Source organism: Streptomyces sp. CA-288835 (genome assembly GCF_050936385.1).
In the GTDB taxonomy this organism is placed as follows: Bacteria; Actinomycetota; Actinomycetes; order Streptomycetales; family Streptomycetaceae; genus Streptomyces.
Window position 1 is genome coordinate 7,467,585 of the sequence record NZ_JBNJMW010000001.1, and the last position, 23,133, is coordinate 7,490,717.

The 23,133-nt window shown below is 70.1% G+C and carries 19 protein-coding genes and 1 pseudogene; 11 read left to right on the plus strand and 9 right to left on the minus strand.

From position 1 onward, the window contains the following. Nucleotides 1–36: 36 nt before the first annotated feature. The 4 genes from ACQEVY_RS33780 to ACQEVY_RS33795 all read left to right on the plus strand — a co-directional run bounded on the left by ACQEVY_RS33780 (nucleotide 37) and on the right by ACQEVY_RS33795 (nucleotide 7,238). Nucleotides 37–1,368 (plus strand): ABC transporter substrate-binding protein, encoded by a 1,332-nt coding sequence (locus ACQEVY_RS33780; RefSeq protein ID WP_432953165.1) that lies wholly within the window; start codon nucleotides 37–39, stop codon nucleotides 1,366–1,368. 59 nt (nucleotides 1,369–1,427) lie between these two features. Further along, nucleotides 1,428–3,479 carry a beta-galactosidase gene (locus tag ACQEVY_RS33785; protein ID WP_432953166.1) on the plus strand — a complete coding sequence of 684 codons (2,052 nt, stop codon included), beginning with the start codon at nucleotides 1,428–1,430 and terminating at the stop codon, nucleotides 3,477–3,479. Nucleotides 3,480–3,591: 112 nt separating this feature from the next. After that, entirely contained in the window at nucleotides 3,592–5,643 is a 2,052-nt protein-coding gene (locus ACQEVY_RS33790) for an RICIN domain-containing protein (RefSeq protein ID WP_432953167.1), read from the plus strand. Nucleotides 5,644–5,816: 173 nt separating this feature from the next. After that, a complete protein-coding gene (locus tag ACQEVY_RS33795; RefSeq protein WP_432953168.1) occupies nucleotides 5,817–7,238 on the plus strand; it encodes a DHA2 family efflux MFS transporter permease subunit in 1,422 nt (473 codons plus the stop codon). Between the two features lie 320 nt (nucleotides 7,239–7,558). On the opposite strand, the gene ACQEVY_RS33800 is transcribed toward ACQEVY_RS33795, so the two are convergent. From ACQEVY_RS33800 to ACQEVY_RS33815, 4 genes are read right to left on the minus strand one after another with little or no spacing between them, the layout of a single operon-like run. Next, entirely contained in the window at nucleotides 7,559–8,191 is a 633-nt protein-coding gene (locus tag ACQEVY_RS33800) for a response regulator (RefSeq protein ID WP_432955535.1), read from the minus strand. A 52-nt stretch (nucleotides 8,192–8,243) separates the two neighbouring features. Beyond that, the gene (locus ACQEVY_RS33805) at nucleotides 8,244–9,590 is read right to left on the minus strand and encodes a sensor histidine kinase (RefSeq protein WP_432953169.1); all 1,347 of its coding nucleotides are present in this window, start codon (nucleotides 9,588–9,590) and stop codon (nucleotides 8,244–8,246) included. Nucleotides 9,591–9,632: 42 nt separating this feature from the next. Further along, nucleotides 9,633–10,352, minus strand: a complete 720-nt coding sequence (locus tag ACQEVY_RS33810; protein ID WP_432955537.1) for an ABC transporter permease — start codon at nucleotides 10,350–10,352, stop codon at nucleotides 9,633–9,635. A 17-nt stretch (nucleotides 10,353–10,369) separates the two neighbouring features. Continuing rightward, the gene (locus ACQEVY_RS33815; RefSeq protein WP_432953170.1) at nucleotides 10,370–11,308 is read right to left on the minus strand and encodes an ATP-binding cassette domain-containing protein; all 939 of its coding nucleotides are present in this window, start codon (nucleotides 11,306–11,308) and stop codon (nucleotides 10,370–10,372) included. 323 nt (nucleotides 11,309–11,631) lie between these two features. Between ACQEVY_RS33815 and ACQEVY_RS33820 the strand changes: the two genes are divergently transcribed. From ACQEVY_RS33820 to ACQEVY_RS33830, 3 genes are all read left to right on the plus strand, one after another. Further along, nucleotides 11,632–12,489 carry a MaoC/PaaZ C-terminal domain-containing protein gene (locus ACQEVY_RS33820; RefSeq protein WP_432953171.1) on the plus strand — a complete coding sequence of 286 codons (858 nt, stop codon included), beginning with the start codon at nucleotides 11,632–11,634 and terminating at the stop codon, nucleotides 12,487–12,489. 21 nt (nucleotides 12,490–12,510) lie between these two features. Beyond that, nucleotides 12,511–13,587, plus strand: a complete 1,077-nt coding sequence (locus ACQEVY_RS33825) for a Zn-dependent alcohol dehydrogenase (protein ID WP_432953172.1) — start codon at nucleotides 12,511–12,513, stop codon at nucleotides 13,585–13,587. Between the two features lie 109 nt (nucleotides 13,588–13,696). Beyond that, the gene (locus ACQEVY_RS33830; protein ID WP_432953173.1) at nucleotides 13,697–14,638 is read left to right on the plus strand and encodes a 3-oxoacyl-ACP reductase; all 942 of its coding nucleotides are present in this window, start codon (nucleotides 13,697–13,699) and stop codon (nucleotides 14,636–14,638) included. Between the two features lie 933 nt (nucleotides 14,639–15,571). On the opposite strand, the gene ACQEVY_RS33835 is transcribed toward ACQEVY_RS33830, so the two are convergent. Further along, nucleotides 15,572–16,846 (minus strand): hypothetical protein, encoded by a 1,275-nt coding sequence (locus ACQEVY_RS33835; protein ID WP_432953174.1) that lies wholly within the window; start codon nucleotides 16,844–16,846, stop codon nucleotides 15,572–15,574. Nucleotides 16,847–17,162: 316 nt separating this feature from the next. Here ACQEVY_RS33835 and ACQEVY_RS33840 point away from each other — a divergent pair, with 316 nt between their 5' ends. From ACQEVY_RS33840 to ACQEVY_RS33850, 3 genes and pseudogenes are all read left to right on the plus strand, one after another. After that, nucleotides 17,163–18,008: a Nif3-like dinuclear metal center hexameric protein gene (locus ACQEVY_RS33840; protein WP_432953175.1), complete on the plus strand. Its 846-nt coding sequence runs from the start codon at nucleotides 17,163–17,165 to the stop codon at nucleotides 18,006–18,008. Beyond that, nucleotides 18,005–18,748 carry a zinc ribbon domain-containing protein gene (locus ACQEVY_RS33845; protein WP_432955539.1) on the plus strand — a complete coding sequence of 248 codons (744 nt, stop codon included), beginning with the start codon at nucleotides 18,005–18,007 and terminating at the stop codon, nucleotides 18,746–18,748. Before ACQEVY_RS33840 ends, ACQEVY_RS33845 begins: the two co-directional genes overlap by 4 nt. A gap of 61 nt (nucleotides 18,749–18,809) precedes the next feature. After that, a pseudogene (locus ACQEVY_RS33850) lies at nucleotides 18,810–19,451 on the plus strand (histidine phosphatase family protein); the annotation flags it as partial. On the opposite strand, the gene eda reads toward ACQEVY_RS33850, so the two are convergent. The 4 genes from eda to ACQEVY_RS33870 form a co-directional block, all read right to left on the minus strand. Continuing rightward, the gene (gene eda, locus ACQEVY_RS33855) at nucleotides 19,426–20,070 is read right to left on the minus strand and encodes a bifunctional 4-hydroxy-2-oxoglutarate aldolase/2-dehydro-3-deoxy-phosphogluconate aldolase (RefSeq protein ID WP_432955540.1); all 645 of its coding nucleotides are present in this window, start codon (nucleotides 20,068–20,070) and stop codon (nucleotides 19,426–19,428) included. The pseudogene ACQEVY_RS33850 and the gene eda overlap by 26 nt on opposite strands. A 67-nt stretch (nucleotides 20,071–20,137) precedes the next feature. Continuing rightward, a complete protein-coding gene (gene yaaA / locus ACQEVY_RS33860; protein ID WP_432953176.1) occupies nucleotides 20,138–20,920 on the minus strand; it encodes a peroxide stress protein YaaA in 783 nt (260 codons plus the stop codon). Nucleotides 20,921–20,932: 12 nt separating this feature from the next. After that, entirely contained in the window at nucleotides 20,933–21,562 is a 630-nt protein-coding gene (locus ACQEVY_RS33865) for a hypothetical protein (protein ID WP_432953177.1), read from the minus strand. An 8-nt stretch (nucleotides 21,563–21,570) separates the two neighbouring features. Continuing rightward, nucleotides 21,571–22,371, minus strand: a complete 801-nt coding sequence (locus ACQEVY_RS33870; RefSeq protein ID WP_432953178.1) for a MerR family transcriptional regulator — start codon at nucleotides 22,369–22,371, stop codon at nucleotides 21,571–21,573. 177 nt (nucleotides 22,372–22,548) lie between these two features. On the opposite strand from ACQEVY_RS33870, the gene ACQEVY_RS33875 reads away from it, so the two are divergent. Then, a complete protein-coding gene (locus ACQEVY_RS33875; RefSeq protein WP_432953179.1) occupies nucleotides 22,549–23,127 on the plus strand; it encodes a Uma2 family endonuclease in 579 nt (192 codons plus the stop codon). The last annotated feature ends 6 nt before the right edge of the window (nucleotides 23,128–23,133 follow it).

A 23,133-nucleotide genomic window follows, 5' to 3' on the forward strand; every position in this document is an offset into this window, starting at 1 on the left:
GCCCTGTCCCACCCACGAAGAAGTGGAAGCACCTCCATGCGCAGAACTACGAGCCGCCTGCTGCGCGGCATAGCCCTCGTCTCCGCCCTGGCCCTCGGGGCGACCGCCTGCGGCGGCTCCGACGACAGCGCCGACAAGCCGGTCTCCGCCGGGGACATCGACGCGGCCCTGGAGAAGGGCGGCACGGTCACGGTCTGGGCGTGGGAGCCCACGCTGAAGACGGTCGCCGCCGACTTCCAGAAGAAGTACCCCAAGGTCAAGATCAACCTGGTCGGCGAGCGGTCCGGCGACAAGCACTACACCGCCCTGACGAACGCCATCTCGGCCGAGAAGGGCGTCCCCGACGTCGCGCAGGTCGAGTACTTCGCGCTGAGCCAGTACGCCCTCACCAAGGGCCTCAGCGACCTGGCCCCCTTCGGTGCCGACAAGCTGAAGGAGAAGTACACCCCCGGCCCGTGGAACGCGGTGAACGAGGGTGACGCCGTCTTCGGCCTGCCGATGGACTCCGGCCCGATGGCGATGTTCTACAACAAGAAGGTCTTCGACAAGCACAAGATCGCGGTCCCGACGACGTGGGACGAGTACGTCGAGGCGGCCCGCAAGCTGCACAAGGCCGACCCCAAGTCCTTCATCGCCGCCGACGCCGGTGACGCGGGCGGCACGACCAGCATGCTGTGGCAGGCCGGTTCGCGCCCCTACAAGGTCGACGGCACCAATGTGAAGGTCGACTTCTCCGACGCGGGCGCCAAGAAGTACACCGACACCTGGCAGCCGCTCATCGACGAGAAGCTCCTCGCGCCCATCACCGGCTGGACCGACGACTGGTACAAGGGCCTCGGCGACGGCACCATCGCCACCCTGGTCACCGGCGCCTGGATGCCCGCCAACTTCGTCACGGGTGTCGCGAACGCCTCCGGCGACTGGCGCGCGGCCCCCATGCCCCAGTGGACCAAGGGTGACAAGGCCAGCGCGGAGAACGGCGGCAGCTCCCTGACCCTGCCCACGCTGGGCAAGAACAAAGAACTCGCCTACGCCTTCGTCGAGTACGCCAACTCCGGCGCCGGTGTGAAGACCCGCATCGACGAGGGCGCCTTCCCGGCGACCAAGGCGGAGCTGGAGTCCCCTGAGTTCCAGGGCAAGGAGTTCGAGTACTTCGGCGGCCAGAAGGCCAACGAGATCTTCGCCGAGTCCGCGGCCAACGTGTCCAGCGACTGGTCGTACCTGCCCTTCCAGCAGTACGCCAACTCGATCTTCAACGACACCGTCGGCAAGGCGTACGTCTCGAACACCAAGCTCTCCGAGGGCCTGAAGACCTGGCAGGACGCCTCCGTCAAGTACGGCAAGGAGCAGGGCTTCACCGTCGAGTAGTTCGGACGAGCAGCCGACGTACGCCCCCGCCGCCCGTGTCGCACACCGGAAGGACCACCATGATCTCCACCCTCCTGTCCCAGCTGCACGGGCCGGACGGTGACTTCACCCCACGCCTCGTGTTCGGTGCTGACTACAACCCCGAGCAGTGGCCTCGTGAGGTGTGGGACGAGGACGTACGGCTGATGCGTGAGGCCGGCGTCAACCTGGTCTCCGTGGGGATCTTCTCCTGGGCCCGCATCCAGCCGGCCCAGGACGAGTGGGACTTCGGGTGGCTCGACGAGATCATGGATCTGCTGCACGCGGGCGGTATCGGGGTCGACCTAGCCACCGCCACCGCGTCCCCGCCGCCCTGGCTCACCACGGCGCACCCGGAGATCCTTCCGGTGACCGCCTCCGGTGAGACGGTGTGGCCGGGGGCGCGGCAGCACTGGCGGCCCACCTCGCCGGTGTTCCGTCAGTACGCGCTCCACCTGGTGCGGAAGATGGCCGAGCGCTACACCGGCCATCCCGCCCTGGTGGCCTGGCACATCTCCAACGAGCTGGGCTGCCACAACATCTACGACTACTCCGACGACGCGGCCGCCGCCTTCCGCGACTGGCTGCGCGCCCGCTATACGACGCTCGACGCGCTCAACCACGCCTGGGGAACGGCCTTCTGGTCCCAGCGCTACAGCGCATGGGCGCAGATCCTGCCGCCCCGGCTGACCGGCTCCCACCCGAACCCCACACAGCAGCTCGACTTCAAGCGGTTCTCCTCCGACGCGCTGAAGGAATACCTGCGCGCCGAGCGGGATGTCCTGCGGGAGATCACCCCCGACGTGCCCATCACCACCAACTTCATGGTGATGAACGGCACCAAGGGCATGAACTACGCCGACTGGGCCCCCGAGATCGACTTCGTCTCCAACGACCACTACGTCCACCCAGGCCCCCAGGACCGCGACGAGCTGTCCTTCTCCGCCAACCTGACCGGCGGCATCGCGAGCGGACAGCCCTGGTTCCTCATGGAGCACTCCACCAGCGCCGTCAACTGGCAGCCCGTCAACGTGGCCAAGCGGCCCGGTGACCTGGCCCGTGACTCGCTGCTGCATGTCGCGCACGGCGCCGACGCCGTGTGCTACTTCCAGTGGCGGCAGTCGGCGGCCGGCGCCGAGAAGTATCACTCGGCGATGGTGCCGCACGCCGGGGAGGACAGCGACCTGTTCCGCGCGGTCGTGGCCCTCGGCGACAGCCTCAAGACCCTGGCCCCCGTCGCCGGGAGCGAGCGCGAACCCGCCCCCGTGGGCATCGTCTTCGACTGGGAATCCTGGTGGGCAAGCGAGCAGGACTCGCACCCCACCTCGCTGCTCGACTATCGCCAGGAAGCGCTCGACTGGTACTCCGCGCTCCTCGCCCTCGGCATCCGCGCCGACCTCGTCACCACGCGCACCGACCTCGACCGCTACCGGGTCCTGATCACGCCCGTCCTCCACGTCGTCCCCGCCGAACTCGCCAAGGAGCTCACGCGGTACGTCGAGAGCGGCGGCCACCTGGTCACCACGTACTTCTCCGGAATCGTCGACGAGAACGACCACATCTGGCTCGGCGGCTACCCGGGTGCCCTGCGCGAGCTGCTCGGCATCCGCATCGAGGAGTTCGGGCCGCTGCTCGACGGCGAGACCGTAGAGCTGGACGGCCTGGACGACGCCGGTACGGGCTCGCTGTGGACCGACCGGATCACCGTCACCGACCCGGCGGCCGAGGTACTGGCCCGCTACCGCACCGGTACGTACGCCGACCGCCCCGCCGTCACCCGCCGCGACACCGGCCGGGGTTCGGCCGCGTACGTCTCCACCCGGCTCGGCGTCGAAGGGCTCACCGCCCTGCTGCCCCGGCTGCTCGCCCCGGCCGACGTCGAGAGCGAACTGCCCGCCGACGCACGGGGGTTGGTCGAGCAGACCGTACGCCGCTCAGCCGACGGCCGCTTCGTGTTCCTGGTCAACCGGACCGACTCCGCGGTGCCGCTGACCGGCCTCGACGGAGAGGCCCTGGTCGGCAGCACCGACGCCGACGGCAGTCTCGTACTGGAACCCAGGGGCGTCGCAGTGCTGCGACAGCCCGCCACCTGATCCCCACCCACCGACCTCCTCGGACCGCACCGCACTCATCCGAGGGCCATCCCTCCTGCCAGACGGGCGGGAGGACGAGCACAGCTACCACCACCGCAGTTGGGAGCACTTGATGGCACGCCGTACCCGCAGCAGACGGCTCCTCGGAGCCGCCGGCCTCACTGCCCTGGCCACCGGGGCCGCCCTGGTCTCCGCCCCGTCGTCCACGGCACAGGTCGCCGCGGCGGACACACCCACCGTTACCGTCCGGCCTGACCCGTCGTACAAGCACGACAAGTTCGAGGGCTGGGGCACCAGCCTGGTCTGGTTCGCGAACGCCACCGGCGACTATCCGCCGGCGGTACGGGAGAAGCTGGCGAAGCTCCTCTTCGACGACAGCGGTCTCGCCCTGAACATCGCCCGCTACAACATCGGCGGCGGCAACGCCCCGGACGTCAAGGACTACCTGCGCGCCGGAGGAGCCGTCGAGGGCTGGTGGAAGGCCCCCGCGGGCACCACCCGCGAGGACACCGACTGGTGGAGCGCCGAGGACAAGAACGACTGGAACCCGAAGGCCGACGCCACCCAGCGCTGGTGGGTGGACCGGATCAAGAAGGACATCACCCACTGGGAGACGTTCAGCAACTCGCCGCCCTGGTTCATGACCGAGAGCGGCTACGTCTCCGGCGGCTTCGACTCCAAGACCGACCAGCTGAAGCCCGAGTCCGTCGAGGACTTCGCGAAGTACCTGGTGGGCGCCACCGAGCGCCTTGAGAAGGCCCACAAGATCGACGTCGACACCCTCGACCCGTTCAACGAGCCGAACACCGACTACTGGGGCACCAAGCTGGGACCCGACGGCGAGCCCGTCGGCGGTCGTCAGGAAGGCGCCCACATGGGCCCCGAACTCCAGCAGAAGGTGCTCCGCGCGCTGGCCCCGGTCCTGAAGAAGTCCCGTACCGACGCTGAGATTTCGGCGATGGACGAGACGAACCCGAACATCTTCACGCAGAACTGGCTCAGCTACCCGCAGGAGGTGCGTGACCTCGTCGAGCAGATGAACGTCCACACCTACGGCACCGCCGGCCGCACCAGCGCACGCGACCTCGCCAAGGCCGAGGACAAGCCGCTGTGGATGAGCGAGGTCGAGGGCGACTGGGGCGACGGCCAGAGCTTCACGGACATGCGGCCGGGCCTGGGCCTCGCCCAGCGCATGGTCGACGATCTGCGTGAACTGGAGCCCAGCGCCTGGGTGTTCTGGCAGCCGGTCGAGGACTACGACAACATGAAGCCCGGCGGCGAGTCCGCGAAGGGCGGCAACTGGGGCTCCATCCAGCTCCCGTTCAGCTGCACCTCCGAGGACACCCTCGAGTCGTGCCCGATCTACACCAACACGAAGTTCGACACCGCCCGGAACTTCACGCACTACATCAAGCCCGGTGACCGGCTGATCCAGGTGAACGACACCTCCAGCGCCGCCGCCGTCTCCAAGAAGGGCGACGGGGCGAGCGTCGTCCACGTCAACAGCACCACCGGCGCCCGTTCGGTCACCGTCGACCTGTCGAAGTTCGGCAAGGTCAGCAGCAAGGCCACCGTAACCCCCGTGGTGACCAGCGCCGACAACAAGCTCGAGCGGCACAAGCCCATCAAGGTCAGCGACCGCAAAGCCACCTTCACTGTGCCCGCCCAGTCGGTGACGTCCTTCGTCGTCAAGGGCGTGTCTGGTGTCGCCAAGGACGCCGCGCTGCTCCAGAAGGGCCACACCTACGAGCTGACCGGCGTGCAGAGCGGCAAGGCACTGACCGTCGCCGACAACGGCACCAACCTGGTCATCAGGTCGGCCGCCACGGGTGCCGCCGCGGCCGGCCAGGAGTGGAAGCTGCGGAAGATCAGCGGTAGCACGGACAACCGGCAGCGGTACGTGTTCACCAACCCGGTGGAGGACAAGCGCCTCGCCGTCCGTGACGGCGCCCCGATCGTGGAGCGCGACAAGGGCGGACGTGACAAGGCCACCCAGTGGATCATGTCCACGACCGGTGACGGCACCTTCACCCTCGTCAACGCCGCCACCGGCCGCCTCCTGGAGGTCGGCGGACAGGCCACCAACGAGGGCGCGGCCGTGACGCTGTGGACGCCCAACTCCGGCTCCAACCAGCGCTGGAGGGTCACGGACGTGACCGACTGATCCACTCGCACCTGTGCGTGGGGCGTGACGCCTCCGGTCCGGCGGCCGGGGGCGTCACGCTTTTTTCTGCCGTACTGGGGTGTTTTTCTGCCGTACTGGCGGGTGGTAGGTCCCACGGCCTAGGGCCTACTCGGACGAAATTCCCATGTACGGGGCGCGGGGCGGTTGAGAGCATGACTGCCATGCTCAGAGCCGCCGTGGAGAGACCCGTGTCCCGCCGTTCCGCACCGCCCGCCTGGGTGGTGGTAGCGCTCGCCTGCGCGGGCCAGTTCCTCGTCGTGCTCGACATCTCCGTGGTCAACGTGGCCCTGCCCTCGATGCGGGCGGACCTGGCGCTGAGCGCGACGGGCCTTCAGTGGGTCGTCAACGCTTACACGATCGCCTTCGCCGGATTCATGCTGCTCGGCGGGCGGGCCGGGGATCTGTACGGGCGCAAGCGGATGTTCCTGATCGGCCTCGCCCTCTTCACGCTCGCCTCGCTCGGCGGCGGGCTCGCCCAGGCGGAGTGGCAGTTGCTGCTCGCGCGGGCCGTGCAGGGGTTGGGCGCGGCGGTGCTCGCGCCCTCGACGCTGACGATCCTGACGTCGGCCGTACCGGAAGGGGCCGCACGCGCGCGTGCCATCGCTACCTGGACCGCCGTCGGCGCGGGCGGCGGCACGGCGGGTGGGCTCGTCGGCGGGCTGCTGGTCGAGGGGCTGTCCTGGCGTTGGGTGCTGCTGATCAACGTGCCCGTCGGCGCCGTCGTCCTGGCCGGCGCCCTGCTCTGGCTCGTCGAGAGCCGGGCCGGTGAGCGGCGGCGGCTCGATCTGCCGGGGGCGCTGCTGGTGACGGGGGGCCTCGCGACTCTCGCGTACGGGATCGTGCAGACGGAGGCCGAGGGCTGGACCTCGGTCGCGGCCCTCGTCCCGCTGCTCGCCGGGGCCGCGCTGATCGGGCTCTTCCTGCTGGTCGAGGCCCGTACGAAGACGCCGTTGATGCCGTTGAAGTTGTTCCGCATACGGTCCGTGTCGTCGGCGAACGTGGCGATGTTCCTGTGCGGCGCCGCCATGTTCTGCACGTGGTTCTTCATGACGCTGTACGCCCAGAACGTGCTCGGCTATACGCCCCTGGAGGCCGGCCTCGCGCTCATGCCGAGCTCGCTGGCGGTGATCCTCGGCTCGAAGGTCGCGCCCCGTCTCATGCGTCTCGTCGGGGCGCGGCATGTCGCGGTGCTCGGGACGATGGTGGCTGTTGTCGGGTTCGGGTGGCAGTCGACGATGAGCGCGGACGGTACGTACGTCACCGCGATCCTCTTTCCCGGGATCCTGATGATGCTCGGCGGCGGGTTGGCGGCGACCCCGCTTGGCTCGCTGGCCACGTCGGGGGCGGCGCCGGGGGACGCCGGGCTGGTCTCGGGGCTCGTCAATACCTCGCGCACGATGGGGGGTTCGCTGGGGCTGTCGGTGATGGCTACGATCGCGGCGGCGCGGACGGGGGGCGGTTCGTCGGCCGCCGCACTGACGGAGGGGTATGCGCTGGTCTTTCGGACGGGGATGGGGGTGCTGCTGGGTGGGGCGGTACTGATGCTTCTGTGGCTACCGAAGCGCTCCGCTTGAAGGGGCGGTTCGTATCTGCGGGTACGACTGCCCCCGGCGGTTGAGCAGGGCGCCTACCGGGAGGGTGGGTTCGGTTCGCGGGCGAGTGCGGGTGCGTTGTGGCTGGTCGCGCAGTTCCCCGCGCCCCTAAGAGGCCTGCGGCCTCCTTCGGGGCGCTTGTCGCGCCCACGCGGGGGAGCCGCACAGGGCGCCTACCGGGAGGGTGGGTTCGGTTCGCGGGCGAGTGCGGGTGCGTCGTGGCTGGTCGCGCAGTTCCCCGCGCCCCTAAAGAGGCCTGCGGCCTCCTTCCGGGCGCTGTATCGCAGCCCGACTTCAGCAGGCTAGAGCCAGCCCTGCTGTCTCGCCTCCCTCATTGCCTCCATGCGGTTGCGGGTGCCCGTTTTGCCGATTGCGGAGGAGAGGTAGTTGCGGACTGTGGATTCGGAGAGGTGGAGTCTGGTGGCTATGTCGGCGACTGTTGAGCCGTCTGCGGAGGCCTTTAGGACGTCGCACTCTCGGGTTGTGAGCGGGTTCGGGCCGGCGCTCAGTGCGGCTGCGGCCAGGGCTGGGTCTATTACCGTCTCGCCGGTCAGTACCCGGCGGATCGAGGCGGCCAGTTCCTCCACGGGGCCGTCCTTCACCAAGAAGCCTGCGGCGCCCGCCTCCATGGCCCGCCGCAGGTAGCCCGGTCGGCCGAAGGTGGTGAGGATCAGTACCCGGCAGTCGGGGACCTCGTCCCGCAACCGTGCGGCGGCGTCGAGGCCGCTGATGCCCGGCAACTCGATGTCCAGCAACGCAACATCGGGCCGCGACTCAAGCGCCGCGTCCACGATCACGTCACCCGCTGCCACCTGCGCGACCACCTCGATGTCGTCCTCAAGCCCGAGCAGTAAAGCGAGGGCGCCCCGCATCATCCCCTGGTCCTCGGCGAGCAGTACGCGGATGGACTTGGTGGGCCGGTGGTCCCGGGGCATCTCGTTCACGGCCCAAGCGTAGGCCGGGGGGACGCACTCCGATCCCTGCACTTCAGGCCGCCGTCCCCGGCAGATTCAGCACGCGCGCCCCCTCCGAAACGTCAGCCGGCTCCCCCTCCTCGCTCAACTCCGCCGTTTCCACCGGCAGTTCAGCCGTCACCACAAACCCGCCCCTCGCGCCGGGCCCCGCCTCCAGCGAACCGCCCGCCACCGCGAGGCGTTCCGTGAGGCCCTTGAGCCCCGTGCCGCCGATGGCACCCATGCCACCCATGCCACCCATGCCACCGATGGCGCCGATACCGGGGCCGGGCGGAGGCGGCCCGGCGGGCTCGGCGGGCCGCCCGCGGCCATCGTCCGAGATGCGCAGGCGGACACGCTCCTTGCCGCCCTCGACCGCGATCTCGCAGCGGGTCGCGCCGCTGTGGCGTACGGCGTTGGTGACGGCCTCACGGATCACCCAGCCCAGAAGCGCCTCCGTCCGGGCGGCCAGGGGCGGGCCCGACTGGCGCACCACCGGTTCGATGCCGACGGCCTGCAACGCCGAGCGGGCCCGGTCGAGTTCGGTGGCCAGGCTGCCCTCGCGGTACCCGGTCACCGCCTCGCGAACCTCCGTGAGCGCCTGCCGGCCCACCGACTCGATGTCCCCGACCTGGACCAACGCCGCGTCCAGATCCCGGCGGGCCAGCCGGCGGACCGCCTCAGACTTCACCACGATCACGGAGAGCGTGTGGCCCAGCAGATCGTGCAGGTCCCGGGAGAAGCGGAGCCGTTCCTCCTCGACGGCGCGACGGGCCAACTCCTCGCGGGCGGCGCGGAGTTCACGTACGGCCTCGGAGAGGGAGAGGATCGCCGCCGTCACCATGGTGGAGAGGAAGGTGCCGTACGCGACGTTCACCGCGCCCCAGCCGTCCCGGACCGCGGCTGTGGCCCCCGCGAGCAGGGTCAGGCCGACGCCGACCTTGCCGAGCCACGGGCCTCGTACGATCGCGCCCGTCGCCAGGCCCAGCAGCGGGAAGAAGAGCAGCCAGCTGCCGCCGTAGACGATGGCCAGCGTGAAGGTCACCACGCCCAGCGCGATCAGCATCAGGCGCGTGGAGCGGGCCTCGCGCACCTCCTTAACGAAGGCGCGGAACACCAGCGCGATGTAGAGGGAGTTGAAGGCCACCAGACCGATGCCGCCGATCCAGGGGTTCGGGGTCTTGCCCTGGTACAGGTTGGAGAAGGAGCCCAGGCCCATCAGGAGCCAGGGGAGGAGGGCGAAGCCGCTGGGCGGCGGGCCGAGTTCCTCCGGCGGTCGGCCGGTCTTCTTCCGGTCGGTCTTTTTCTGGCCCCGGGCCCGCTCGCAGCCCTCGGCGTGCCGCAAGGCCAGCCAGAAATTGACCCTGGTCATCCAGGACATGCCCTGCCCCCGCTCAAACGGTTCCAGATGGTTCCAGCAGATTCAGACGCTTCGCGCGGTCCTGCGGTACGAAGTAACAGCGTACGAGCCGAAGGCCAGCAGCCAGAGGCTCAGCACCAGTACCGCCCCCAGGGTCGGCGCATGCCCGTCGGCGACCGCCGTGCCGAGCTGCGCGAACCGATTCGTCGGTAGGTACGCGGACAGCGAGCGCAGCCACTCCGGGAAGAGTTCGAGCGGGAACCACAGGCCGCCGACGACGGCCAGCACCAGGTTGCAGGCCATGTTCGCGACCCCGGTGGTCTGCGCGGTCAGCCGGTAGCCGTTGCCCAGACCGAGCAGCGTGAACGGGATCGAGCCCAGCCACAGCAGCAGTGCGATCACCGCCCACTTCCACAGATCCAGCCGTACGCCGTTGACGAGCCCGCCCGCAGCCAGCACCACGACGATCGCCGGCAACACCGTCACCGCCCCCGTCAACGCCCGGCCGATCACGACCTGACGCGGAGTCATCGGCGTGATGCGCAACTGCCGCAGCCAGCCGGTCGACTTGTCCTCGGCGACCCCGGCACCGATGTTCAAGGCCGAGCCCATCGCGCCGTACGCGGCCATGCCGACCATCGAGGCCGTCTTCCAGCCGCTGTCGTCGCCGTCACCGAGATTGGTGAACAGCAAGTACATCGTCACCGGCATCACGACCGTGCCGACCACAAAGCCGGGATCGCGCAGCGTCCGCCGCACTTCGAGCCGCAGGTACTCCCACACCACACCGCTCACCCCCATCACACCCTCTCCAGGACACTCGAGGTACTCGACGAACCTGACGAACCCGACGTCAGCGCCATGAACGCGTCGTCCAGCGACGCGGGCGCCACCTCCAGGCCCCGTATGGCACCCATCTCGGCGAGCGCGATCACCATCGCGTCCGAGTCCTCCGTACGCAGCCGGGCCCGGTCCCCGCGTATCTCCACCGACACCACGCCGGGCAACAGGGTCAGGCCCTCCGTGGAGCGGCCCGCCAGGTCGAAGGCGACCAGGTTGCCGCCCGCCGACCGCCTGAGCTGCTCACCACTGCCGTCGGCGACGATGCGCCCCCGGTCGATGACCACGATCCGGTCGGCGTTGGCGTCCGCCTCCTCCAGATAGTGGGTGGAGAAGAGGACGGTGTGGCCGCGCCGCGCGTACGCCCGCATCGAGTCCCAGAAGGCATACCGCGCCTCCACGTCCAGCGCGGCGGTGGGCTCGTCGAGCACGATCAGCGCGGGGTTCCCGATGAGCGCGACCGCGAACCGCACCCGCTGCGTCTGACCCCCGGAGAGCTTGTCGACGCGCCGCCCGGCCAGCTCGGCGATGCCAGCGAGCTCCAGTGCCTCGGCGACGGGCATCGGCTCCGGATACGTACGGGCGACGAATCCGACCAGCTCGCCCACCGTCACCCGCGGCACCGGCCGCCCGTCCTGCAGCATGGCGCCCACCCGGCCCGCGCGTACGGCCACTTCCGGCGCCGCGCCGAAGAGCCGTACGACACCCTCGTCGGGCTCGTTCAGACCGAGGAGCAGCGATATCGCGGTGGACTTGCCGGCACCGTTGCGCCCGAGCAGGGCGACCGTCTCGCCGCGCGCCAACTCCAGATCGATCCCGTCCACGGCCCGTACCGAGCCGAAGGTCTTGACCGCCCCCGTGAAGGACACGGCCTGTTGTGTCCCATTCGTTTTCGTCATGGGTACGACGCTACGAATCCGGAGGCAGCGCCCGGCAGATGCGCTTGTACGGACTCGGGCGGGACAAATGTCACTGCCCAGGCTCCGGGCGTAGCCGTGTCGCAGTCCATAGCAATCGTCATAGCCCGGAGTCTGCTCATCTGACATAGCGTCAGGAGTCTTCACAACTACCGGGAGCTGGGCTATACAGAGGGTCGCCGTACTGGAACGCGTTCTAGAACGGGCGGGTTCCGCGGCCCGAGGTCGACCTCGGTGCGTCCGACGGTGCGGACGGCCGCACCGAGGTCTTCTCCGCCGAAGATCCGCCAGCAGTCAGGAGCCGCATGCCCATCGACCCCGCCAAGGCCCTCGCCGCCGAGCCCCGGACCGGCGAGATCACCTGGAACCACAAGGACGTCCAGCTCTACCACCTGGGCATCGGCGCGGGCATCCCGGCGACCGACCCCGACGAGCTGCGCTACACCCTCGAGTCCAGGCTGCACGTCCTGCCGAGCTTCGCGACCGTCGCGGGCGCGGGCTCCCCGGGCGTGATCGGCGGGCTGTCCATGCCGGGCATCGAGGTCGACCTCGCCCACGTCCTGCACGGCGGCCAGAGCATCGAGCTGCACCGCCCGATTCCCGCCGAGGGGAAGGCGCGTGCCACCGCACGGATCGCGGCCGTGTACGACAAGGGCAAGGCCGCCATCCTCGTCATGCGCACCGAAGTCGCCGACGACGAGGGCCCGTTGTGGACGAACGACGCCCAGATCTTCGTACGCGGCGAAGGCGGCTTCGGCGGCGAACGCGGCCCCTCCACCCGCCTCGACCCGCCGACCGGCGACCCGAGCAGGGAAGTAGAGCGGCACGTCCGCGAGGACCAGGCCCTGCTCTACCGCCTGTCCGGCGACTGGAACCCGCTGCACGCCGACCCGGAGTTCGCCAAGCGCGCCGGGTTCGACCGGCCGATCCTGCACGGGCTGTGCACGTACGGGATCACGCTCAAGGCGGTCGTCGACACGCTGCTCGGCGGCGATGTGGCACGGGTCCGCTCCTACAGCACGCGCTTCGCCGGGATCGTCTTCCCCGGTGAGACCCTCCGCATCCGGATGTGGCAACAGGACGGCCGGGCCCAGGTGACGGTAACGGCGGTCGAACGGGACGACGCGCCGGTGCTGGCCGACACGATCATCGAACACGCATGAACTCTTGAGGGGAGCCGCACCATGCGGGCAGCCGTACTGCACGAGATCGGCCAGGAAAAGCTAGAGGTCCTCGACGACGTAGAGGCGGCGGGCTTCGGCCCCGGCCGCGTGAAGATCCGAGTGCGGGCCACCGGACTGTGCCACTCGGACCTCTCGGGGATGTCAGGGGTCCTGCCGCAGCCCGCGCCGTTCGTGCCGGGGCACGAGGGGGCCGGCGAGATCCTGGACGTCGGCGACGGCGTCACGAACCTCAAACCGGGCGACCGCGTCGTCGTGTGCTGGCTGCCCGCCTGCAACGCCTGCCCCTCCTGCAAACGCGGCCAGACCGAGCTGTGCTTGTCCGGGTTCATGAACGCCGGCACGCCCAACTTTAAGCGCCCCACAGGCGATGTCTTCGGCATGGCGGGCACCGGAACCTTCACCGAGGAGGTCGTGGTCGACGCGGGCTGCGCGGTACCGATCCCCGACGACGTGCCCTTCGACATCGCGGCCCTCATCGGCTGCGGGGTCACCACGGGACTCGGCGCCGCCCTCAACACCGCCGATGTGGAAGCCGGTTCGTCGGTCGCCGTCATCGGCTGCGGCGGCGTCGGCATCTCCGCGATCCAGGGCGCGCGGCTCAAGGGCGCCGCCGAGATCGTCGCCGTCGACCCGGTGGCCTCACGCCGCGAGTCCGCGCTGAAGTTCGGCGCCACCAGGGCCGTATCGCCGGACGAACTCCCCGACACCAAGCAGACGTTGACCGCGGGCGAGGGCTTCGACTACGTCTTCGAGGTCGTCGGCAAGTCCGCCACCGCCCGCACCGCATACGAGAACACCCGCCGCGGCGGCACGCTGGTCGTCGTCGGCGCCGGCGCCATGGACGACTACCTGCAACTCAGCATGTTCGAGCTGTTCTTCGACGAGAAGCGGATTCTGCCGAGCATGTACGGCGGTGGGGACGTCCTTCGTTCGTACGAGCGGACCATCGCGCTGTGGCGTGCCGGGCGCATCGACCTGGAAGGGCTGATCACGCACCGGGTGCCGCTGAGCGAGATCAATGAGGCGTTGGATCAGATGCGTACGGGGGTCGCGCTGCGTACGTGCATCGAGATCTGACCCAGGGTGTGGGTGCGCGGAATGTGACACCTCGGGGTCGAGGTGTCACATTCCGCCAATCGACTGCCAGTCGACTGCCAACTGACTTCCGATGGCTGAAGGGGCCTTGATGTCACTGCCACTTGAAGGGCGAGCCGCGATCGTTACCGGTGCGGGCCGGGGGCTCGGCCGGGCCGAGGCGTTGGAACTCGCCCGGCTCGGTGCCGCCGTCGTCGTCAACGACTTCGGTCAGCCGGGGCGGGACGGTTCCGGCGAGGCGTCGGCCGGGCCTGCCCAGGAGGTCGCGGATGAGATCCGGGCGGCGGGTGGTCGCGCGGTCGCCCACATCGGTGACGTGGCGGATCACCAACAGGCGCGGGAACTGGTCGAGTTGGCGGTCTCTACGTTCGGTCAGCTGGACATCCTCGTCAACAACGCGGGCATCCTGCGCGACAAGATGGTCTTCTCGATGACCGAGGACGAGTGGGACTCCGTCATCCGCGTCCATCTGAAGGGCCACTTCAACACGACCCACTTCGCCGCCGCGCACTGGCGTAACCGCTCCAAGGCGGCGGGGGCCCCGGTGTACGGACGCATCGTCAACACCTCCTCCGAGGCGTTCCTCGCGGGGTCCGCGGGTCAGCCCAACTACGCGGCCGCCAAAGGCGGAATCGTCGGGCTCACCACCTCGACAGCGTTGGCTCTCGCCAAGTACGGCGTCACCGCGAACGTCATCTGCCCGCGTGCCCGGACCCGGATGACGGCGGACGTCTTCGCCGGATCCGGGGAGTCGAGTGAGGGCCTCGACCCGCTCGCCCCCGAGCATGTAGCCCCGCTGGTCGGCTACTTGGCCTCACCCGCTGCCGCGCGCATCAACGGCCAGCTCCTGGTCGTTCACGGGGGGATGGTCGCCATCGTCGAACGGCCGCGGGTGTCCGCCAAGTTCGACACCAAGCGGGACGCTTTCAGCTATGAGGAACTGGACACGGTGCTTACTCCGCACTATGCGGAACGGCCCTTGAACGAGACGTTCGCGGCGACGGAGGTGCTGGGTCTGAAGCGCGACACCTGACCCCTCCCGGTGTGGGGGAGGGTTTTTCTTTCCCCAGTCCCGCCCCTTCCCGAAGCTGGGGCTGCGCCCCCCAGGCCCCCCCGCCAGGGGGTGGCGAGTGACACTGCGTGTCGCGGCTGCGGGTTGAGTGTGGCTGGTCGCGCAGTTCCCCGCGCCCCTAGGTGGTTGGTGGGTGCGGGGCCGCGGTCCGGTGCGTCAGCCCGTCGCCAACGGGGCATACGGCCCCTTGCTTCCACAGGGTTCTGGTGTGCCCAGACCGAAGCTAAGCGACGGGCATAGGACGCACCGGCCCACGTCCCCTCCCCCCGGAGGGAGGGCGCCGGTTTCGTCGGGGTGCGGGCTTGTCGGTTCGCTTGCTCGTCGGGGTGCGGGCAGTCGCAGGCTGTTTAGGGGTGCGGGGAACTGCGCGACCAGCCACAACGCACCCGCAGCCGCGACACGCAGTGTCCCCCCCACCCCAGTAGGCATCCCACCCACCCGCCGAAGGCGCCCCACTCCCGGGCGGGGGCCTGGGGGCGCAGCCCCAAGTTTCGGGAAGGGGCGGGGCTGGGGAAAGAAACCCCCCAACCGCCGGAGGCACCCCGCGGGGCGGCGCGACAAGCCACAACGAACCCGCAGCTTCCAACCGCGCCCCCAGCGGAGCGCCTTCGCGGAGCGTTAGCTCTCGCTCGGCCCAGCCGGCTTCCGGTGTCGGCCCCGAGGCGCAGCCTCGTCGTCCGACACCGAAACAGGCCCCCGGTGCCGCCCCCGCCCACCATCGACAGGCTGAGACATCGCCATCCGCGGATCCCGCGAGTCGCTCCCCGCCACACGCGGATCCGTGGCTGTGTTACTTACCTCGTTCATGTAGAAATTCACCCCGTTGACAAGATCCTTCTTTGGAACGCGGGCGAGTCTAATAGGCGCTCTTCTGGCCGGTGAGAGGCGGTAGGGCTACTCAACGGTCACTTCTTCGGCACCCGCCCGGCGCGAGCCGCCCGCACGAGCCGCCTGCGCCAACCGTCGCCCGGCAAAGGCACTCGAGAGCCTCCGCACGGTGAACGACACCGCCGGCTCCGAGGAGCCCGGGAAATCGGAGGGATCGGAGGACTCGGCGTACTCCACCTCCGCCGCAATCCCCGCCTCCGCAGGACGCGAGACCAACGACACCTCGTCCACCACCTCCGCAGGCACCACCACCCGCGAAACCCCACAAGGCAACGCCCCCGTCGAGTACGGCAGCCGAAGTACCCCGTCCCGGGTCCACAACCCCGAACCCACCAACCACCCCACAGGCGCGGCAAGTTGGCGAACCCGCCGCTCAACAGGCCGCCACACCCCCAGCCAACTGCCCCCGCCAGCGCGGCCGTCACCGTCACCGTCAGCGCCGGCGACAGCGATCCGCAAAGCCACCCCACACCACTCCGGCGTCAGCATCTGCCCCGGCTGGATAGCAAATGGCGAAACCACATGCTCAGCCATCCGCAACGAGTCCGGAAAACGCACCGGAAGCGTGCTCCCCAACACGCCCCAGCCCAGCCGCTCCCGCCCCGGCGACGGCGCATCCGAGCGGATCAGCAGCAGCCCGCTGTCGGCATCCGCGAGCAGCAGCCGGTCGTTGCTGGTCTCGGCGATCTGGAGAAGCGGCGACACCTCGCCGTCGCACCCCAGGTCGACCACCACCGTCTTGGTCCGGCCGTCCAACTCCCGGTCCAGGGCGAGCAGTCGGTCGTCGCCGGACAGCCACACCCCGCCCGAACAGCGCCCCGGCACCGTAGCGAGCCGCTCGGGCCCGAAGGCGCCGCCCGCCACCAGCCACACCGTGGTGGAACTCCGGCCCACGGCAACGGCGTACGCCCGAAGGCCGCCCGGAGCGGGTGGCAGCAGCCGCAACTCCGTCGTCCCGTCCCGGCATTCCACCGCGCCCAGCGGTACTTCACCCGTCCCCGGCCCGGTGGGATACAGCAGCGCGAACGTGTGCCGCCCCTCCGGTACCCGGTGGATGAGCACCCGCCCGTCCGCCATCGGCTGCACCTCCGTGCCGGGCTCCTCGGGCTCCTTGCCGGGCAGCGGTACGGCGTACGGCTCGGGGCCGTCCAGGGTCCAGCGCTCCGGGAACCAGGAGTCGCCGCGTGAGGCGAGGCGGGCCGCGTAGGACCCGTCGGCGGTGATCACGCAACCTGCTCGCGTCCCGTTCTCTGCGGCGGATTCGATGGCACAGGCCGTCATCGTCTGGGTCACCTCCGGCCATGAAGGTAGTTTTCGTACGCACAGACGGAGCATCGACAGGCAGGCGCTTCACACATATGGGTGGCCCATCGGCGATTCGCCTGAGGAAACGAGGGTCAGTGTGCTGGCGGCTCCCCGGCACCGCCTTCCATGTCGTCTTCCATGCCTTCCGTGTAGGCCCCCCGGCGACAAGCCCCACCACCGACCGGCGCCCGGGCTCTGCCTCCCGGCCTCAGCCTTCCCGACCTCTGCCTCGACCTTTGCCTCCCTGCCTCTGCCTACGGCACACGCCGCAGGGGCGGGTAGCCTTTCCTACGTGCCCCGTCTGTCTGAAGTCATCGCCGCGCTCGACTCCCTCTGGCCCCCCGAGAGGGCGGAGGACTGGGACGCGGTGGGCACCGTCTGCGGAGACCCGGATGGCGAGGTCACGCGCGTACTGTTCGCCGTCGACCCGGTCCAGGAGATCGTCGACGAGGCGGTGAAACTGGACGCCGACCTGCTGGTCACCCACCACCCGCTCTACCTGCGCGGTACGACGACGGTGGCGGCCTCGACCTTCAAGGGCCGCGTGGTGCACACCCTGATCAAGAACGACATCGCGCTGCACGTCGCCCACACGAACGCCGACCAGGCGGATCCGGGCGTCAGTGACGCCCTCGCCGGCGCGCTGGACATCCGGGTCGTACGACCCCTCGTACCGGACCCGACCGACCCCGAAGGCCGCCGCGGCCTGGGCAGGATCTGCGAACTGGACCATCCGCTGACCGTCCGCGAACTCGCCGCGCGCGCCGCCGAGCGGCTGCCCGCCACCGCGCAGGGCATCCGGGTCGCGGGCGACGCGGAGGCGCTCGTACGGACCGTGGCGGTCAGTGGCGGATCCGGTGACAGCCTCTTCGACGACGTACGCGCCGCTGGCGTTGACGCCTTCCTCACCGCCGACCTCCGCCACCACCCGGCATCCGAGGCCCGCGCCCACAGTCCTCTCGCGCTGCTCGACGCGGCGCACTGGGCCACCGAGTGGCCCTGGTGCGAGCTGGCCGCCTCCCAGCTCGACGAGATTTCCGACCGGAACGGATGGGGACTTCGCGTCCACGTCTCCAAGACGGTCACCGACCCCTGGACCACCCACTCCCCTTCGCTTTCACCTGGAGCCCCCAACTGAACGCCGCGCCCGCCGACCAGATCCGACTTCTCGACGTCCAGGCCCTCGACGTACGCCTTCAGCAGTTGGCGCACAAGCGGAAGTCGCTCCCCGAGCATGCCGAGATCGAGTCGCTGAACAAGGACCTCACCCAGCTGCGTGACCTGCTCGTCGCCGCGCAGACCGAGGAGAGCGACTGCGCCCGCGAGCAGACGAAGGCCGAGCAGGACGTCGACCAGGTGCGCCAGCGCGCCGCCCGTGACCAGCAGCGCCTGGACTCCGGCGCCGTCACGTCCCCCAAGGACCTGGAGAACCTCCAGCACGAGATCGCCTCGCTCGCCAAGCGGCAGGGTGACCTGGAGGACGTGGTTCTGGAGGTCATGGAGCGCCGCGAGTCCGCGCAGGAGCGGGTGGCCGAGCTGACCGAGCGGGTCGCCTCCGTCCAGTCGAAGACCGACGACGCGATGGCGCGGCGGGACGCGGCCACGGAGTCCCTCGACAGCGAGATCGCGACGGCCACGAAGGAACGCGAGGTCATCGCGGGTTCGGTCCCCGCCGACCTGCTGAAGCTCTACGACAAGCTCCGCGCGCAGCAGGGCGGCATCGGCGCGGCCCGCCTCTTCCAGCGCCGCTGTGAGGGCTGCCGTCTGGAGCTCAACATCACCGAGGTGAACGAGGTGAAGGCAGCCGCCCCGGACACGGTCCTGCGCTGCGAGAACTGCCGCCGCATTCTGGTCCGTACGTCCGAGTCCGGGCTGTAGGGACCGCGCGTTGCCCGAGTCCGTGCCGGCGGCGGCTCCGAGCGTCGTCGTCGCCCCGGCCGCCGCGCCCGCTGATCTCGGGGCGCCCGTGAGCCTCGTACTGCTGCGGCATGGGGAGACGCCGCTGACGCCTCAGAAGCGGTTTTCCGGGAGTGGCGGGAGCGATCCGGGGCTGTCGGATGTGGGGCGCGGGCAGGCCCAGCGGGTGGCAGAGGCGCTGGCCGGGCGGGGGAGCGTGCAGGAGATCGCCTCGTCGCCCCTTGCCCGGTGCCGGGAGACCGCGGGGATCGTGGGAGCGCGGCTCGGGCTGGACGTGCGGATCGAGGACGGGCTGCGGGAGACCGACTTCGGGGCTTGGGAAGGGCTGACCTTCGGGGAGGTCCGGGAGCGGTATCCGGAGGAGTTGGACGAGTGGCTGGCGGCGCCGGATGCCGAACCCACTGGCGGTGGAGAGAGCTTCGCGGCGGTCGCCGAGCGCGTGGCCGCCGCCCGGGACAAGCTGCTCGCCGCCCACCTGGGCCGTACCGTGCTCGTCGTCTCGCACGTCACGCCCATCAAGACCCTCGTACGACTGGCTCTCGGCGCCCCGCCCGAGTCCCTGTTCCGTATGGAACTGTCGGCCGCCTCGCTCTCGGAGGTGGCGTACTACGCGGACGGCAACGCCAGCCTGCGCCTGCTCAACGACGCGTCCCACCTGCGCTGAGCGCCGCCGCCTCGCGGGCCAGTGCCTCCACCCGCGCCCAGTCCTTCGCGGCGATGGCATCCTCCGGCAGCATCCAACTCCCGCCCACGCAGGCGACGTTGGGCAGCGCCAGGTAGCCGGGAGCCGAGGCGAGCCCGACCCCGCCCGTCGGGCAGAACCGAGCCTGCGGCAACGGTCCGGCCAGTGCCTTCAGATAGGCCGTACCGCCCGCCGCCTCAGCCGGGAAGAACTTCATCTCCCGCACCCCGCGCTCAAGCAGCGCCACCACCTCCGACGTGGTCGACACCCCCGGCAGGAACGGCACCCCCGACCCCCGCATCGCCTCCAGCAGTACGTCCGTCCAGCCCGGGCTCACCAGAAACCGCGCCCCGGCCACCACCGACTCCGTCACCTGCTCCGGCGTAATCACCGTCCCCGCCCCGACCGTCGCGCCCGGTACCGCATCGGCGATCGCCCGGATCGCGTCCGTCGCGGCCGACGTCCGCAGGGTCACCTCGATCGCGGGCAGCCCGCCAGCGACGAGCGCCCGCGCAAGCGGAACGGCGTCGGCGACGTCCCGCACGACGACCACGGGGACTACGGGGGCGAGATCAAGCACGGAGACGGTCATGCACGACATCGTGCCGCCGCCGAGCAGCATGCGCAAAGAGCGTTGCGCATGCTGCAATGGTCAGAGCGTTAGTACGTCAATGGATCTCGTCCACCAGCACATCCAGCGCCCAAGCCGTCCCCGCCCGCCCCGGCGCCTCCGCCTCCACCGCATACCCGAGGTCCCGCAGCGCCTCCACCAGCTCCGCCGGCCCCTTCGGCGCGGCCCCGGCCAGCAGCAGGCTTCGTACGATCCGGCCCTTCGTGGCCTTGTTGAAGTGGCTGACCACCTTGCGGGTCGGTGCGTGCAGCACCCGCACACTCGCCGTACGCCCCGCCACCTCCCCCTTCGGCTTCCACGCCGCCGCGTACGCGGAGGAGCGCAGATCGAGCACGAGCCCGTTCCCGGCGGCCTCGGGCAGGACGTCGGCCATCGGCCTACGCCAGTGCGCGCCGAGCGGCCCAAGCCCCGGCAGCTTCACGCCCATCGAGCAGCGGTACGAGGGAATCCGGTCCGTCACGCGGACGGCGCCCCACAGGCCCGAGAAGACGAGCAGCGAACGCGCTGCCCGCCGCTTGGCCGCCGTATCGAGCGAGGCCAGGTCAAGGGCGTCGTACAGCACCCCCGTGTAGATCTCCCCGGCGGGCCGTGCCCCCGCGGTCCGCAGTACGGCGTTCTTGGCGATCTCGCCCCGCAGCCCCTCGCTCAGCCCGAGGACCTCCCGCGCCTTCTCCTCATCGCCCGCACACAGCTCGACCAACTCGTCGAGCACCGCCTGCCGCGCCTCCGCCAGCCCCGGCAGCGACAACGACTCCGGCTTCAGCGGCGCGCCCCGCCCGGAGGGAGCCTTTCCTTCGGACGGCGGCAGCAGCACGAGCACGGTGGTTCTCCTTCAATGCGTACGAGGGGCAGGCGCCAGCGTACGCATCTCGCGGATCGCCTGAACGAGGACGTCCGGTTCGTCGGCGTGGAAGCGGATCAGGTGTACGTACCTGGGGCGGCCGAGGAAGGTGAAGTGCCGTATGGATTCGGTGAGTTCGAGGGTGATCGTGGTCTGTGAGCCGACGGCCAGATCGAGCTCGCCCTCGCGCTTCTCGTGTGTGTAGCGCGTCTCGCGGCGTATGGACGCGATGAGGTCCAGGGGGACGCGGAGGTCGAGGTGGGCGGCTCGGCGGATGCGCAGCGCGGTGGCGTCCAGGATGTGCGGTCGGCTCACGGAGGCCGCGTGCAAGCCGACGACTTGGAGTACGCCGTAGAGGTCGAGGACGAGTACGGGCCGCTCAACGGCGGGCCAGGGCCGTAGCAGCACCGCCAGGGCGACCGTCTCGAGCACGCACACGAAGCCGAAGCCGAACATCATCGCGCCCTGGCCCCGCACATATCCGAACGCCCGCCCGCTCGTGGCGCCATGCCGCCGCCGCGCCGCCCAGAGAGCGATGCTCACGATCAGCCGCAGCTCGTGCGCGGACAGCCGCCGCACGAGTTCGACGGCCTTCACGAAGGCCGGCACGACAGCCCTCACGGCGGCCTTCACCGCGCACCGCCCGCGTGGCGCTGCACGAGCAGCCGCATCGTGCGCCGGATGGCCTCCGCCTGCGCGGGCGCGAAGTCGTCGAGGAAGGCCCGCAGGAAGCTCTGCTCCCCGGCCGCGTCCTCGATGCTCCCGATGCCGAGCCCGTCGAGAGCGGAGTCCGGCAGGCAGGAGGCGAGCAGCTCGGCGGCCTCGTCCACGCGGGGGTCGCCCGGGTCGGCGTCCACGAGGGCGTCGAGCAACGCGTACGCCTCGTGCGCCCGATCCACCGCGCCCGGCTCGTCGGCAAAGCTGCCCAGCGCGGACAGCAGCCGCTCCCGCTCCTCCGGGGGCGCGGCGGTATCCAGCAGGGCGATGATCTCGCGGTCCTTGGCGGCCATGGGGGACTCGGGCCGCCCCTGTGACCCCCGGTCCAAGTCACCGAAGAGCGCGGCCAGTTCGGGGGATACGGGCCCCTCGACGGGCAACCGCCCCGCCTCGGCATCGGCCAGCAGGGCCCGCAGCCGCGCCCGCCGCTCCCGGATGGCCTGCTCCTGCCGCGCGAGGTCGTCATCGAGCTCGGCAAGCACCTCGGCGAGCTCGCGCCCCGCGTCGTCCGCGAGCACGTCTCGCACCTCGGCCAGCCCGAGCCCCAGCTCGGTCAGCCGCCGGATCCGGGCGAGCACGACGGCGTGCCGCAGCCCGTAGTCGCGGTACCCGTTGGGGAGCCGCTCGGGTTCGGGCAGCAGCCCGAGGTGGTGGTAGTGCCGCAGGGTCCGCGTCGTCACGCCGATGGCCGCGGCCAGCTCTCCGATTCGCATGCGATCAGTAGAAACGTTGACGTTGCGGCGGGGTCAAGGGAGCGGCGCGTGGACCCAGGCGAACCCGGGCGGACGCCGCGTGCGCTGTGACACGATCGAGGGAATGGGTCCCGATCTCATGGACGGGGTGATCAGCCGATGTCCGAGCCTGGCGAGCGACAGAAGGAGGGGCGTGACATGACTGCCATGGCCCATGAGCCGCTCACGCAGGAAGAGGTCCTGCTCGAGGGCTTTCTCGCCCTGGACACCCCGGAGGGTTTCCGGGCGGAACTGATCGAGGGGGAGATCGTCGTGACACCGCCGCCGGACGGGGAGCACGAGGACTACATCAGCCTGGTCTTGGAGCAGGTATTTGAGCGGTCCCACACCAAGATGCAGTTCTCCGGCAACAAGGGCCTGAAGCTGCGGAGCCCACTCGACATCCTGAAAGATCACGTCATCCCTGACGGCACCTTCGCGCCGAAGGAGCTGCGCCTCTTCCGCAGCGGTGAGTCATGGATGCCCTGCACAGGTGTGGCCATGGTCGTGGAGGTCACCTCCTCCAAGCCGTCCGTCGACCGCGAACAAAAACGCCGCTCCTATGCCCGCAGCGGCATCCCCCTTTACCTCCTCGTCGACCGGGGCAAGTCCTCCGTGACGCTGTTCAGCGAGCCCGAGGAGGACGACTACAGGCAGCACTGCCGTATCCCCTTCGGCAAGCATCTGACCCTCCCTGAACCCTTCGGCTTCGACCTGGACACCTCGGAGTTCGTCTGAGCCGCA